We start from the raw sequence: 13,688 nt of genomic DNA, 5'->3' as shown, positions 1-13,688 counted from the left end.
TATTGATTGACAGAGCCATGCCAAAACGCACAGACATCAAGAGCATCCTCATCATCGGCGCCGGCCCGATCATCATCGGCCAGGCGTGCGAGTTCGACTATTCGGGCGCGCAGGCTTGCAAGGCGTTGCGTGAGGAGGGCTACAAGGTCGTTCTCGTCAACAGCAACCCGGCGACGATCATGACCGACCCGAACACGGCCGACGTGACCTACATCGAGCCGATCACGTGGGAAGTCGTCGCGCGCATCATCGAGAAGGAGCGCCCGGACGCGATCCTGCCGACGATGGGCGGCCAGACCGCGCTGAACTGCGCGCTCGACCTGCACCACCACGGCGTGCTCGAGAAGTTCGGCGTCGAGCTGATCGGCGCGTCGCCGGAAGCGATCGACAAGGCCGAAGACCGCCAGAAGTTCAAGGAAGCGATGACCAAGATCGGTCTCGGTTCCGCGAAGTCGGGCATCGCGCACTCGATGGAGGAAGCCACCCAGGTGCACGCCGAGATCATGGCGCTCACCGGCGGCAGCGGCTACCCGGTCGTGATCCGTCCGTCGTTCACGCTCGGCGGCTCGGGCGGCGGCATTGCCTACAACCGCGAAGAGTTCGAAGAGATCTGCAAGCGCGGCCTGGACCTCTCGCCCACGCGCGAGCTGCTGATCGAAGAATCGCTGCTCGGCTGGAAGGAATACGAGATGGAAGTCGTGCGCGACCGCGCCGACAACTGCATCATCGTCTGCTCGATCGAGAACCTCGACCCGATGGGCGTGCACACCGGCGACTCGATCACGGTCGCGCCGGCGCAGACGCTCACCGACAAGGAATACCAGATCCTGCGTAACGCATCGCTCGCGGTGCTGCGCGAGATCGGCGTCGACACGGGCGGCTCGAACGTGCAGTTCTCGATCAACCCGAAGGACGGCCGCATGGTCGTCATCGAGATGAACCCGCGCGTGTCGCGTTCGTCGGCGCTCGCGTCGAAGGCAACGGGCTTCCCGATCGCGAAGGTCGCGGCGAAGCTGGCGGTCGGCTACACGCTCGACGAGCTGAAGAACGAAATCACCGGCGGCCAGACCCCGGCGTCGTTCGAGCCGACGATCGACTACGTCGTCACGAAGATCCCGCGCTTCGCGTTCGAGAAATTCCGCGAAGCCGATTCGCGCCTGACCACGCAGATGAAGTCGGTCGGCGAAGTGATGGCGATCGGCCGCACGTTCCAGGAATCGTTCCAGAAGGCGCTGCGCGGCCTCGAAGTGGGCGTCGACGGTCTCGACGAGAAGTCGACCAACCGCGACGAGATCGCGATCGAGATCCACGAGCCGGGCCCGGACCGCATCTGGTACGTCGGCGATGCGTTCCGGATCGGCATGACGGCCCAGGAAATCTTCGCGGAAACCGCGATCGACCCGTGGTTCCTCGAGCAGATCGAGCAGATCATCCTGAAGGAAAAGGCGCTCGGCGGCCGCACGCTGGCATCGCTGTCGTTCGACGAACTGCGCTACCTGAAGCAGAGCGGCTTCTCCGACCGCCGCCTCGCGAAGCTGCTTGGCGCGAGCCCGGAAGACGTCCGCAAGCGCCGCGTCGAACTCAACGTGCGCCCGGTCTACAAGCGCGTCGACACCTGCGCGGCCGAGTTCGCGACGAAAACCGCGTACATGTACTCGACCTATGAGGAAGAGTGCGAGGCGCAGCCGACCACCAACAAGAAGATCATGGTGCTGGGCGGCGGCCCGAACCGGATCGGCCAGGGCATCGAGTTCGACTACTGCTGCGTGCACGCGGCCCTCGCGATGCGCGAGGACGGTTACGAAACGATCATGGTCAACTGCAACCCGGAAACGGTGTCGACCGACTATGACACGTCCGACCGCCTGTACTTCGAGCCGCTGACGCTGGAAGACGTGCTCGAGATCGTCGACAAGGAAAAGCCGGTTGGCGTGATCGTCCAGTACGGCGGCCAGACGCCGCTGAAGCTCGCGCTCGACCTCGAGGCGCACGGTGTGCCGATCGTCGGCACGTCGCCGGACATGATCGACGCAGCCGAAGACCGCGAACGCTTCCAGAAGCTGCTGCAGGACCTCGGCCTGCGCCAGCCGCCGAACCGCACCGCACGCGCCGAAGACGAAGCGCTCGCGCTCGCGGAAGAGATCGGCTACCCGCTGGTCGTGCGCCCGTCGTACGTGCTGGGCGGCCGCGCGATGGAAATCGTCCACGAGCCGCGCGACCTCGAGCGCTACATGCGCGAGGCCGTGAAGGTGTCGAATGATTCGCCGGTGCTGCTCGACCGCTTCCTGAACGACGCGATCGAGTGCGACGTCGACTGCATCTGCGACGGTGAAGCCGTGTTCATCGGCGGCGTGATGGAGCACATCGAGCAGGCGGGTGTCCACTCGGGCGACTCGGCATGCTCGCTGCCGCCGTACTCGCTGTCGAAGGAAACCGTGGCCGAGCTGAAGCGCCAGACGGGCGCGATGGCGAAGGCGCTGAACGTGGTCGGCCTGATGAACGTGCAGTTCGCGATCCAGCAGGTGCCGCAGGCGGACGGTTCGAAGCAGGACATCATCTACGTGCTGGAAGTGAACCCGCGCGCCTCGCGCACAGTGCCGTACGTGTCGAAGGCGACCAGCCTGCCGCTCGCGAAGATCGCGGCGCGTGCGATGGTCGGCCAGAAGCTCGCGCAGCAGGGCGTGACGAAGGAAGTCGAGCCGCCGTACTTCAGCGTGAAGGAAGCGGTGTTCCCGTTCGTCAAGTTCCCGACCGTCGATCCGGTCCTCGGGCCTGAAATGCGTTCGACCGGCGAAGTGATGGGTGTCGGCCAGACGTTCGGCGAAGCGCTGTTCAAGTCGCAGCTCGCGGCCGGCTCGCGCCTGCCGGAATCGGGCACGGTGCTGCTGACCGTGATGGACGCCGACAAGCCGAAGGCGGTCGAAGTCGCGCGCATGCTGCACGACCTCGGCTACCCGATCGTCGCGACCAAGGGCACGGCTGCCGCGATCGAAGCGGCCGGCGTGCCGGTGAAGGTCGTGAACAAGGTGAAGGACGGCCGTCCGCACATCGTCGACATGATCAAGAACGGCGAGATCGCACTGGTGTTCACGACGGTCGACGAAACGCGCCAGGCGATCGCCGATTCGCGTTCGATCCGCATGAGCGCGCAGGCGCACAAGGTCACGTACTACACGACGATGTCGGGCGCGCGCGCGGCGGTTGAAGGCTTGCGCTACCTGAAGGATCTGGAAGTCTATGATTTACAAGGTCTTCACGCTCGCCTAAACTAAGCAGTCAGTTACCTGTCGAAGCAACACGTGCCGCGATTAGGCGGTGTTTCCAGTGCATCGGAAACGCGCTTAATCGCGGTGATTTTTTTTAAAGCCGTTTTTAGCGATTGAGCCGTTTATGAGCACCATTCCGTTGACAAAGCGTGGCGCGGAACTCCTGCGCGATGAATTGCAGCGCCTCAAGTCCGTCGAGCGGCCGGCCGTGATCAACGCGATCGCGGAGGCCCGCGCACAGGGCGACCTGTCCGAAAACGCCGAATACGATGCCGCGAAGGAAAAGCAGGGCTTCATCGAGGGTCGTATCGCGGAACTCGAATCGAAGCTGTCGGCCGCGCAAGTCATCGATCCCACCGTGCTCGATGCCGAAGGCCGCGTGGTTTTCGCATCGACCGTCGAACTCGAGGATCTCGAGTCGGGCGACACCGTCAAGTACCAGATCGTCGGTGACGACGAAGCCGATATCGACCACGGCCTGATCTCGGTCAGCTCGCCGATCGCGCGCGCACTGATCGGCAAGTCCGAAGGCGACGTCGCGGCCGTGCAGGCGCCGAGCGGCGTGCGCGAGTACGAAATCATCTCGGTCAGCTACATCTGAAGCGGGGCGACGTGATGCCGCATCGCGTGTTCCGTCTGCTGTCGGCCGTGTGGGTCGGCAGCCTGCTGACGATCGGGTATGCGGTCGCGCCCGTGCTGTTCAAGACGCTGGAGCGGATGACGGCCGGTTCGGTCGCCGCCCAGCTGTTCCGTATCGAGGCGATCCTCGGTGTCGTGTGCGGCGTGCTGCTGCTCGCGTTGTCGAACCAGCAGGTGCGGCGCGGCAGCAGCGAATATCGCCGCGTGCGCTGGGTCGTCGCCGCGATGGTCGTGTGCGTGCTGGTCGGGTATTTCGCGCTGCAGCCGTTCATGAATGCGCTGCGGGTGGCCGCGATGGACGCGGGCACCGATATCGCGAACTCGCCGTATGCGAGCCGCTTCGGGATGCTGCACGGCGTCTCGAGCGTGTTCTACCTCGTCGAGAGCGTGCTGGGGCTGATGCTGATCTGGCGTCTGCCGGCGCGCGACGCCTGACGCGAATGCCGCGCGGGCCCGGTCGAGGCCGGGCCCGCGGGCAGGGTGGCTGCACGGCGAGCCGTGCAGCCTCGATGCTTACTTGTCCTGGAACGGACGCTTCGTGCTGGCCTGGCGCTTCTTGGCGCGCTTCACGTTACCGCCTGCCGTCACGCGCTCGTTGCCGCGCACCGTGACCTTGACCGGCCGCGGGCGACGCACGGGGCTCGCGTTCGGCGATACCTTGACGACCTTGACGGTGCGCGGTGCACGGCCTTTCTTGTCGTCGACGGCTTCGGCCGCGCTGGGCACGGTGCCGGCACGACGGCCGCGAGCCGGAGCCGCTGCGGCGGCTTCGGGCTTCCAGATCACCAGCAGCTTGCCGATGTGCTGGATCGGCGCCGCGCTCAGGCGGTCGCAGATCTCGTCGTAGATCGCGATGCGTTCGTCGCGCTCGTCGCCGAACACGCGGATCTTGATCAGCTGGTGCGCGTCGAGGTGCACCTTGATTTCCTTCAGCACGGCGTCGGTGAGCCCTTCGGCGCCGATCAGCACGACGGGCTTGAGCGCATGGGCCTGGGAGCGCAGCGCGGAGCGCTCGGCGGGAGAAAGCGAAAGGGCGGGCATGGAAATGTCGAAATCTAAATAAGGGCGCGCTGACTGAATAGCGATCGCGGGAAGTTACCGCGTCAGCCGTGCGCCGAAACCACGTAAAATCGCGGCTTGGGCCTGAAAAGGGGCCGCAGCCGCGCGAAGAAGACGCGTATTATCCGCTAAAAGCGCGGCTTCACGAAGCAATAGCAGCAATCTCTCTCTCGAATGGCAAAAAACCGCTTCAACCAGCACTGGCTGCACGACCACATCAACGACCCCTACGTCAAAATGGCGCAGCGGGAGGGCTATCGCGCGCGCGCCGCGTACAAGCTGAAGGAAATCGACGAGCAGGACAAGCTGATCCGTCCGGGCCAGGTGATCGTCGACCTCGGCGCGACGCCGGGCAGCTGGAGCCAGTATGCCCGCAACAAGCTCGCGCAGGGCAAGAAGCGTGACGCGGAACGCGAAGGCGGCATCGACGGCACGATCGTGGCGCTCGACATCCTGCCGATGGAGCCGATCGCCGACGTCCACTTCCTGCAGGGCGACTTCCGGGAGGACGAAGTCCTTCATCAGCTCGAAGAAGTGCTCGAAGGGCGCGCGGTGGACCTTGTTATTTCCGACATGGCCCCCAACCTCTCTGGCGTGGCCTCGGCAGACGCGGCGCGCATCGAGCATCTGTGCGATCTGGCGCTCGAATTTGCGCAGAATCATCTGAAGCCGGATGGTGCGCTGCTCGTGAAATGCTTTCACGGCAGCGGCTACAGCCAGATCGTCGAGAAATTCAAACAGCAGTTTAAGACCGTCGCGCCGCGCAAGCCGAAGGCGTCCCGCGACAAATCGTCCGAAACGTTCATTTTGGGTCGGCATCTGAAACGTCCGCGCTGACGCGCAGCGAGGTGCCGCAAACGGGCTCCGGCCCTTGCCAGACAAGCGAAGCGCTATCGCGGCGGTTGTCAATGCTTATGGCGAGGGTGGTCGGACTGGATTAGAATGACCGAGGGGCGCCGCAAGGAAAATGTAGGCGCTCGTCTACGAGTGAAGGAGTGGTGCTTTGAACAACAATATGTTTTCGAAGGCAGCGGTGTGGCTGGTGATCGCACTGGTGCTGTTTACGGTGTTCAAGCAGTTCGACAAGCCCCGCGTCCAGGAAGGCGTGTCCTATTCGCAGTTCATGGACGACGCCAAGAACGGCAAGGTCAAGAACGTCATCGTTCAGGGGCGCAACCTCACCGTCACTCCGGCTGATGGCCAGAAATACCAGATCGTGTCGCCCGGCGACATCTGGATGGTTGGCGATCTGATGAAGTACGGCGTGCAGGTCAGCGGCAAGGCCGACGACGAGCCGAACGCGCTGATGTCCGCGCTGTACTACCTCGGGCCGACGATCCTGATCATCGTGTTCTGGTTCTACATGATGAGGCAGATGCAGGGGGGCGGCAAAGGCGGTGCATTTTCGTTCGGGAAATCGCGCGCGCGGCTGATCGACGAGAACAACAATGCGGTGAACTTCTCCGACGTCGCGGGCTGCGACGAAGCGAAGGAAGAAGTGTCCGAGCTCGTCGACTTCCTGCGTGATCCGCAGAAATTCCAGAAGCTGGGCGGCCGCATTCCGCGCGGCGTGCTGCTGGTCGGCCCTCCCGGTACCGGCAAGACGCTGCTGGCCCGCGCGATCGCGGGTGAAGCGAAGGTGCCGTTCTTCAGCATCTCGGGTTCGGACTTCGTCGAAATGTTCGTCGGTGTCGGCGCGGCGCGTGTGCGCGACATGTTCGAGCAGGCGAAGAAGCATGCACCCTGTATCGTGTTCATCGACGAAATCGACGCGGTCGGCCGTCATCGCGGCGCCGGCATGGGCGGCGGTAACGACGAGCGCGAGCAGACGCTGAACCAGATGCTCGTCGAGATGGACGGCTTCGAGGCGAACTCGGGCGTGATCGTGATCGCCGCCACCAACCGTTCCGACGTGCTCGACAAGGCGCTGCTGCGTCCGGGCCGTTTCGACCGCCAGGTCTACGTCGGTCTGCCGGATATCCGCGGCCGCGAACAGATCATGCGCGTGCACCTGCGCAAGGTGCCGATCGCGAACGACGTCGATGCGGCGGTCATCGCACGCGGCACGCCGGGTTTCTCGGGTGCCGATCTCGCGAACCTCGTGAACGAGGCGGCGCTGTTCGCCGCACGTCGCGGCAAGCGCATCGTCGAGATGCAGGATTTCGAAGACGCGAAGGACAAGATCTTCATGGGTCCGGAGCGCAAGTCGGCCGTGATCCGCGAAGAAGCGAAGCGTGCGACCGCTTATCACGAGTCGGGCCACGCGGTGATCGCGAAGCTGCTGCCGAAGGCGGACCCCGTGCACAAGGTCACGATCATCCCGCGCGGTCGCGCACTGGGTGTCACGTGGCAGTTGCCGGAGCATGACAACGAAACGTACTCGAAGGACTACCTGATGGACCGCCTTGCGATCCTGTTCGGTGGCCGGGTGGCGGAAGAGCTGTTCATGAACCTGGTCAGCACCGGCGCATCGGACGACTTCAACAAGGCAACGCAGACGGCGCGTGCGATGGTGGCTCGTTTCGGCATGACCGACGCGCTCGGGCCGATGGTCTACGTCGACGACGAGAACGATGCATCGCCGTTCGGCCGCGGCTTCACGCGCACGATCTCGGAAGCGACGCAGCAGAAGGTCGATTCGGAAATCCGCCGTGTGCTCGACGAACAGTACGGCCTTGCGCGCCGCCTGCTCGAAGAGAACCGCGACAAGGTCGAAGCGATGACCGCCGCGCTGATGGAGTGGGAGACGATCGATGCCGATCAGATCAACGACATCATGGAAGGCCGTCCGCCGCGTTCCCCGAAGAGCTCGCCGGCTGTCGGCGGCGATTCGTCGGGTGGTGGCAGCAGCGCCGAGGTGAAGCCTGCCAACGCGCCGGCGCCTGCTTCGCCGGCGGCATAATCTCCGCTTTAGCGCCGTTCACGGGCTGGTGTGGCTTCACACCGGCCCGTTTTGCATTCATTCACGCCAGTTGCTCGTGTCCGATTCCGCTGTTTCCCCATTCATTCCCGCGCCGCTCCGGTGCGGCCGCTTCGAACTGACGTTCGAACGCCCGCTCGTGATGGGCATCCTCAACGCCACGCCCGATTCGTTCTCCGACGGCGGCCGCTTCCTCGCGCGCGACGATGCGCTGCGCCAGGCCGAGCGGATGATTGCCGAAGGCGTCGACCTTCTCGATATCGGCGGCGAATCGACGCGTCCCGGCGCGCCGCCCGTGCCGCTCGACGAGGAACTCGCACGCGTGATCCCGCTCGTCGAAGCGCTGCGGCCGCTGAACGTGCCGCTGTCGATCGATACCTACAAGCCGGCCGTGATGCGTGCCGCGCTGGCCGCCGGCGCCGACCTGATCAACGATATCTGGGGGTTCCGCCAGCCGGGCGCGATCGACGCGGTGCGCGACGGCAACTGCGGGCTGTGTGCGATGCACATGCTGGGTGAGCCACAGACGATGCAGGTCGGCGAACCCGATTACGGCGACGTCGTGACCGACGTGCGCGATTTTCTCGCCGAGCGCGCGCAGGCGCTGCGCGATGCGGGGATTGTGCCGGAGCGGATCTGCGTCGATCCCGGTTTCGGATTCGGCAAGGCGGTCGTCGACGACAACTACGCGTTGCTGGCCGCGTTGCCGGACACGGCACCCTTGCGGCCCGACGGCCGTGCGTATCCGATACTCGCGGGCATGTCGCGCAAGTCGATGCTCGGCGCGGTGATCGGCGGCAAGCCGCCGATGGAGCGCGTCGCGGCGAGCGTGGCGGCCGCGGTGTGCGCGGTCGAGCGTGGGGCGGCGATCGTGCGCGTGCACGACGTCGCGGCAACGGTCGACGCGCTGAAGATCTTGAATGCCGTGCGCGAAGCCGCGCGGCAACGATAAAGCAGAAGACGAAGGAGGAAGATTCACCATGGGACGTCGATATTTCGGCACGGACGGCATTCGCGGCACGGTGGGCGAGGCGCCCATCACGCCGGATTTCGTGTTGCGTCTCGGTTACGCAGCCGGCAAGGTACTGGCCAGCTCGGCCGATGTCGCGGCAGGCTCGCGCCCGACCGTGTTGATCGGCAAGGACACGCGCGTATCCGGCTACATGCTCGAAGCCGCGCTCGAGGCTGGGTTCTCGGCGGCCGGCGTCGACGTGATGCTGGCCGGCCCGATGCCGACGCCGGGCGTCGCGTACCTGACGCGCGCGCTGCGCCTGTCGGCGGGCGTCGTGATCAGCGCATCGCACAACCCTTATCACGACAACGGGATCAAGTTTTTCTCCGCCGACGGCAACAAGCTGCCGGACGACACCGAAGCCGCGATCGAAGCGTGGCTCGACAAGCCGCTCGAGTGCGCATCGTCCGACGGTCTCGGCAAGGCGCGCCGCCTTGACGACGCGGCCGGCCGCTACATCGAGTTCTGCAAGAGCACGTTCCCTGCCGCATTCAACCTGCGCGGGCTGAAGCTCGTGATCGACTGCGCGCACGGCGCCGCGTATCAGATCGCGCCGCACGTGTTCCACGAGCTCGGCGCGGACGTGATTCCGATCGGTGTCGCGCCGAACGGCTTCAACATCAACGATGGTGTCGGTGCGACCGCGCCGGACGCGCTGGTGCGCGCGGTGCGTGCGAACCACGCCGATCTCGGCATTGCGCTCGACGGCGATGCCGACCGCCTGCAAGTGGTCGATGCCGCCGGTCGCCTGTACAACGGCGACGAGCTGCTCTACGTGCTCGTGAAGGACCGGATCGCGACCGACGGCAAGGTCGAAGGCGCGGTCGGCACGCTGATGACGAACCTCGCGGTCGAAGTCGCGCTGCAGCGCGAGGGCGTGAAGTTCGTCCGCGCGGCAGTCGGCGATCGCTACGTGCTCGAGCAGCTGCGCGAACACGGCTGGCAGCTCGGCGCGGAAGGCTCGGGCCACATCCTGTCGCTCGATCGCCACTCGACCGGCGACGGCATCGTGTCTGCGCTGCTCGTGCTGGCCGCGTTGAAGCGCAGCGGCAGGACCCTCGCGCAGATGCTCGACGGCGTCACGCTGTTCCCGCAGAAGCTGATCAACGTGCGGATGAAGCCGGGTGCCGACTGGAAGGGCAGCACGTCGATTCGCGCCGCGATCGACGCAGCCGAAGCCGCGCTCGCCGGCAGCGGCCGCGTGCTGATCCGCGCATCGGGCACGGAGCCCGTGCTGCGCGTGATGGTCGAAGCACAGCAGGCGGCCGACGCGGTGCGCCATGCGGAGACGATCGCCGACGCGGTGCGCGCGGCGACGACCTGACGCGCGGGCCCGGCGTGTCAGGTCAAACACCTGCGCGCCGGTGTTCCGGTGAATCCGCACACGGCGCCTTCGGGGCGCCGTGATTTCGTCGGACGCAAAGGTTTGCGATACCGATAAAGAGACGGGCGCGTCGCCCCCGCAATTCAGGGGCGAAAAATCGTCAGACCCCTGATATCGGGCCAGCCCCAAGCGGGGGCTTTCCCGGACGCAGACACCGCGCTACGATCCGCTCGCACCGATGTAAAACGGGACGTCTCCCGTCCCTTCCAGGCGGGCAATTCTTGCCGCCGCCGCCGTTCAGGCGCCGCCCGGGCGCCGTCTCCGCCGCACCCGATACTCCCTTTCAACCAGTCATGTTACTGTCACGCCAGTTTCATCGATTGTCACATTACCGTCATGAGGAGCCCCTAACCTTCGCGGTGCCGTAGTCATCCGCTCACACACTGGAGGTCTCATGAAATTGATGCAAACCGCGATTGCCGGCCTGGCTGGCGCGCTTTTCGCCGTCGCCGCCCACGCTGCCGACATCACGGGCGCAGGCAGCACGTTCGCGATGCCGATCTATACGAAATGGGCTGCTGACTACCAGCAGACCGGCGGCGCGAAGGTCAACTATCAAGGTATCGGCTCGTCGGGCGGCCTGAAGCAGATCGTCGCGAAGACGGTCGATTTTGCCGGTTCGGACGCTCCGCTGAAGGATGAAGAGCTCGCGAAGGAAGGCCTGTTCCAGTTCCCGACGGTGGTCGGTGGCGTGGTGCCGGTCATCAACGTGCCGGGCGTGAAGCCGGGTGAACTGACGCTGTCGGGCCCGGTGCTCGGCGACATCTACCTCGGCAAGATCAAGAAGTGGAACGACCCGGCGATCGCCGCGCTGAACCCGAAGGTCAAGCTGCCGGACACGGACATCGCCGTGGTTCGCCGCGCTGATGGCTCGGGCACGAGCTTCATCTGGACGAACTACCTGTCGAAGGTCAACGACGAGTGGAAGTCGAAGGTCGGCGAAGGCACGACGGTCAACTGGCCGACGGGCACGGGCGGCAAGGGCAACGACGGCGTCGCAGCGTTCGTGCAACGCCTGCCGGGCGCAGTCGGCTACGTCGAATGGGCGTACGCGAAGAAGAACAACATGGTCTACACGGCTCTGAAGAACTCGACGGGCACGGTGGTCGAGCCGAAGACGGAAACGTTCAAGGCGGCGGCTGCCGGCGCGAACTGGTCGAAGTCGTTCTACCAGATCCTGACGAACCAGCCGGGCAAGGAAGCATGGCCGGTCGTCGGCGCGACGTTCGTGCTGCTGCACGCGAAGCAGGACAAGCCGGAGCAGGGCGTGGAAACGCTGAAGTTCTTCAGCTGGGCGTTCAAGAACGGCGAGAAGGCTGCTGACAGCCTCGACTACATCTCGCTGCCGCCGGCAGTCGAAGCGGAAATCCGCAAGCAGTGGAAGATCAAGGTGACGGACGCTTCGGGCAAGCCGGTCGCCGCCGAGTAAGCATTGCAGCGGTTCGCTGCCCGGCCGTGCCGGTCGGGCAGTGTGTGCGGTAAAGCCGGGCGTTACGGCGCCCGGCAATCAAAAGCAGGCACCCATGTCTGATATTTCCTATACGTCCTCACGGTCCGCCGACGTTGCGCAGCAACGCGCGCCGAGCCGCCTCGGGGATGTCGTGTTCGGCGGTCTTGCACGGCTTGCCGCGATCGTGACCCTGCTGCTGCTCGGCGGGATCATCGTTTCCCTGATCATCGCGTCGATGCCGACCATCCAGAAGTTCGGCCTCGGCTTCCTGTGGCAATCCGAGTGGGATCCCAACTCGGACATCTACGGCGCGCTCGTGCCGATCTACGGCACGATCGTGACATCGGTCATCGCGCTCGTCATCGCGGTGCCGGTCAGCTTCGGCATCGCGCTGTTCCTCACCGAGCTGTCGCCCGTGTGGCTGCGCCGCCCGCTCGGCATCGCGATCGAGCTGCTCGCCGCGATTCCGTCGATCGTGTACGGCATGTGGGGCCTGCTCGTGTTCGCGCCGATCTTCGCGGAATATTTCCAGAAGCCGATCGGCCGCCTGTTCAAGGACGTGTGGGTGCTCGGCCCGCTGACCGCCGGCCCGCCGATCGGTATCGGCATCCTGGCCGCCGGCGTGATCCTCGCGATCATGATCATCCCGTACATCGCATCGGTGATGCGTGACGTGTTCGAAGTCACGCCCGTGCTGCTGAAGGAATCGGCGTACGGGATCGGCTGCACGACGTGGGAAGTGATGTGGAAGGTCGTGCTGCCCTACACGAAGACCGGCGTGATCGGCGGCGTGATGCTCGGCCTCGGCCGCGCGCTCGGCGAGACGATGGCCGTGACTTTCGTGATCGGCAATACGAACCTGCTCGACAGCATTTCTCTGTTCGCGCCGGGCAACAGCATTACGTCGGCGCTTGCGAACGAATTCGCGGAAGCGCAACCGGGCCTGCATACGTCCGCGCTGATGGAGCTGGGCCTGATCCTGTTCGTGATCACGTTCATCGTGCTGTCCATCTCCAAACTGCTGCTGCTTCGTCTCGAGAAGGGAGAGGGCAAGAAATGAGCGAGCCCATCATGAATTTCCCGGGTCCGGACGGCGCCGTGCTCGACGCGATGCGCAACCGCCTGCAGCGCAAGCGCAAGGCCGTCAACGCGATCGCGCTCACCGCGTCGCTCGGTGCGATGGCATTCGGCCTCTTGTGGCTCGTGTGGATTCTCTACACGACAGTGCATCTCGGCGTCGGCGGCCTGTCGCTGCAACTGTTCACGGAATCGACGCCGGCACCGAACACGGAAGGCGGCGGTCTCGCGAACGCGATCGTCGGCAGCTTGCTGCTGTGCGGTTTCGGCACGCTGGTCGGCACGCCGATCGGCATCCTGGCGGGCGTCTATCTCGCCGAATACGGCCAGAAGAACCTGCTGGCGAGCACGATCCGATTCATCAACGACATCCTGCTGTCCGCGCCGTCGATCGTGATCGGCCTGTTCGTGTACGCGATCGTCGTTGCAAAGTCGGGGCGCTTCTCGGGCTGGGCCGGCGTGATCGCGCTCGCGTTGCTGCAGATTCCGATCGTGATCCGCACGACCGAGAACATGCTGAAGCTCGTGCCGAACGCGCTGCGCGAAGCGGCCTTCGCGCTCGGCACGCCGAAGTGGCGCATGGTGCTGAAGATCACGCTGCGCGCGTCGGTCGGCGGGATCATCACGGGCGTGCTGCTCGCCGTCGCGCGGATCGCCGGCGAAACGGCGCCGCTGCTGTTCACCGCGCTGTCGAACCAGTTCTTCTCGGTCGACATGAGCCAGCCGATGGCGAACCTGCCCGTCACGATCTACAAGTTCGCGATGAGCCCGTTCGCGGAATGGCAGTCGCTCGCCTGGGCGGGCGTGTTCCTGATCACGCTCGGGGTGCTTGGACTCAACATCCTGGCGCGCTCGATCTTCTCGAAAAAGTAACGGCGGAG

11 protein-coding genes are annotated in these 13,688 nt (G+C 65.0%); 10 read left to right on the top strand and 1 reads right to left on the bottom strand.

Annotation, left to right across the window (positions count from 1 at the left end; genetic code table 11):
• The first annotated feature begins 17 nt into the window (after positions 1–17).
• The 3 genes from carB to LGM89_RS16310 all read left to right on the top strand — a co-directional run bounded on the left by carB (position 18) and on the right by LGM89_RS16310 (position 4,340).
• Complete coding sequence (gene carB, locus LGM89_RS16320) at positions 18–3,272, top strand: carbamoyl-phosphate synthase large subunit (RefSeq protein ID WP_089494575.1); 3,255 nt, start codon at positions 18–20, stop codon at positions 3,270–3,272.
• 118 nt (positions 3,273–3,390) lie between these two features.
• Positions 3,391–3,867, top strand: coding sequence for a transcription elongation factor GreA (gene greA / locus LGM89_RS16315; RefSeq protein WP_057927897.1), 477 nt, complete (start codon positions 3,391–3,393; stop codon positions 3,865–3,867).
• Between the two features lie 14 nt (positions 3,868–3,881).
• Positions 3,882–4,340: a DUF4149 domain-containing protein gene (locus LGM89_RS16310; RefSeq protein ID WP_021163361.1), complete on the top strand. Its 459-nt coding sequence runs from the start codon at positions 3,882–3,884 to the stop codon at positions 4,338–4,340.
• A 78-nt stretch (positions 4,341–4,418) separates the two neighbouring features.
• On the opposite strand, the gene LGM89_RS16305 is transcribed toward LGM89_RS16310, so the two are convergent.
• Positions 4,419–4,946, bottom strand: a complete 528-nt coding sequence (locus LGM89_RS16305) for a YhbY family RNA-binding protein (RefSeq protein WP_089439703.1) — start codon at positions 4,944–4,946, stop codon at positions 4,419–4,421.
• 192 nt (positions 4,947–5,138) lie between these two features.
• Between LGM89_RS16305 and LGM89_RS16300 the strand changes: the two genes are divergently transcribed.
• The 7 genes from LGM89_RS16300 to pstA all read left to right on the top strand — a co-directional run bounded on the left by LGM89_RS16300 (position 5,139) and on the right by pstA (position 13,680).
• Positions 5,139–5,801 carry an RlmE family RNA methyltransferase gene (locus tag LGM89_RS16300; RefSeq protein ID WP_046545366.1) on the top strand — a complete coding sequence of 221 codons (663 nt, stop codon included), beginning with the start codon at positions 5,139–5,141 and terminating at the stop codon, positions 5,799–5,801.
• Positions 5,802–5,967: 166 nt separating this feature from the next.
• A complete protein-coding gene (gene ftsH / locus LGM89_RS16295; RefSeq protein ID WP_039347669.1) occupies positions 5,968–7,866 on the top strand; it encodes an ATP-dependent zinc metalloprotease FtsH in 1,899 nt (632 codons plus the stop codon).
• Between the two features lie 76 nt (positions 7,867–7,942).
• A complete protein-coding gene (gene folP, locus LGM89_RS16290) occupies positions 7,943–8,836 on the top strand; it encodes a dihydropteroate synthase (protein ID WP_413227468.1) in 894 nt (297 codons plus the stop codon).
• A 28-nt stretch (positions 8,837–8,864) separates the two neighbouring features.
• Positions 8,865–10,220, top strand: a complete 1,356-nt coding sequence (gene glmM, locus LGM89_RS16285; RefSeq protein WP_089494577.1) for a phosphoglucosamine mutase — start codon at positions 8,865–8,867, stop codon at positions 10,218–10,220.
• 454 nt (positions 10,221–10,674) lie between these two features.
• Complete coding sequence (gene pstS / locus LGM89_RS16280) at positions 10,675–11,709, top strand: phosphate ABC transporter substrate-binding protein PstS (protein ID WP_089439706.1); 1,035 nt, start codon at positions 10,675–10,677, stop codon at positions 11,707–11,709.
• Positions 11,710–11,803: 94 nt separating this feature from the next.
• The gene (gene pstC, locus LGM89_RS16275; RefSeq protein WP_089494578.1) at positions 11,804–12,790 is read left to right on the top strand and encodes a phosphate ABC transporter permease PstC; all 987 of its coding nucleotides are present in this window, start codon (positions 11,804–11,806) and stop codon (positions 12,788–12,790) included.
• Positions 12,787–13,680 (top strand): phosphate ABC transporter permease PstA, encoded by an 894-nt coding sequence (gene pstA / locus LGM89_RS16270; RefSeq protein ID WP_089460774.1) that lies wholly within the window; start codon positions 12,787–12,789, stop codon positions 13,678–13,680. Before pstC ends, pstA begins: the two co-directional genes overlap by 4 nt.
• The last annotated feature ends 8 nt before the right edge of the window (positions 13,681–13,688 follow it).

Origin of the sequence: Burkholderia sp. AU31624 (genome assembly GCF_020420065.1) — a bacterium.
GTDB lineage: Bacteria > Pseudomonadota > Gammaproteobacteria > Burkholderiales > Burkholderiaceae > Burkholderia.
The sequence above is the reverse complement of the archived record's forward strand: the minus strand, read 5'-3'. Positions and strand labels throughout refer to the sequence as shown.

Coding starts and splice junctions, on each gene's coding strand:
- carB (WP_089494575.1), top strand. CDS start 18: ATGCCAAAACGCACAGACATCAAGAGCATCCTCATCATCGGCGCCGGC.
- greA (WP_057927897.1), top strand. CDS start 3,391: ATGAGCACCATTCCGTTGACAAAGCGTGGCGCGGAACTCCTGCGCGAT.
- LGM89_RS16310 (WP_021163361.1), top strand. CDS start 3,882: ATGCCGCATCGCGTGTTCCGTCTGCTGTCGGCCGTGTGGGTCGGCAGC.
- LGM89_RS16305 (WP_089439703.1), bottom strand. CDS start 4,946: ATGCCCGCCCTTTCGCTTTCTCCCGCCGAGCGCTCCGCGCTGCGCTCC.
- LGM89_RS16300 (WP_046545366.1), top strand. CDS start 5,139: ATGGCAAAAAACCGCTTCAACCAGCACTGGCTGCACGACCACATCAAC.
- glmM (WP_089494577.1), top strand. CDS start 8,865: ATGGGACGTCGATATTTCGGCACGGACGGCATTCGCGGCACGGTGGGC.
- pstS (WP_089439706.1), top strand. CDS start 10,675: ATGAAATTGATGCAAACCGCGATTGCCGGCCTGGCTGGCGCGCTTTTC.
- pstC (WP_089494578.1), top strand. CDS start 11,804: ATGTCTGATATTTCCTATACGTCCTCACGGTCCGCCGACGTTGCGCAG.
- pstA (WP_089460774.1), top strand. CDS start 12,787: ATGAGCGAGCCCATCATGAATTTCCCGGGTCCGGACGGCGCCGTGCTC.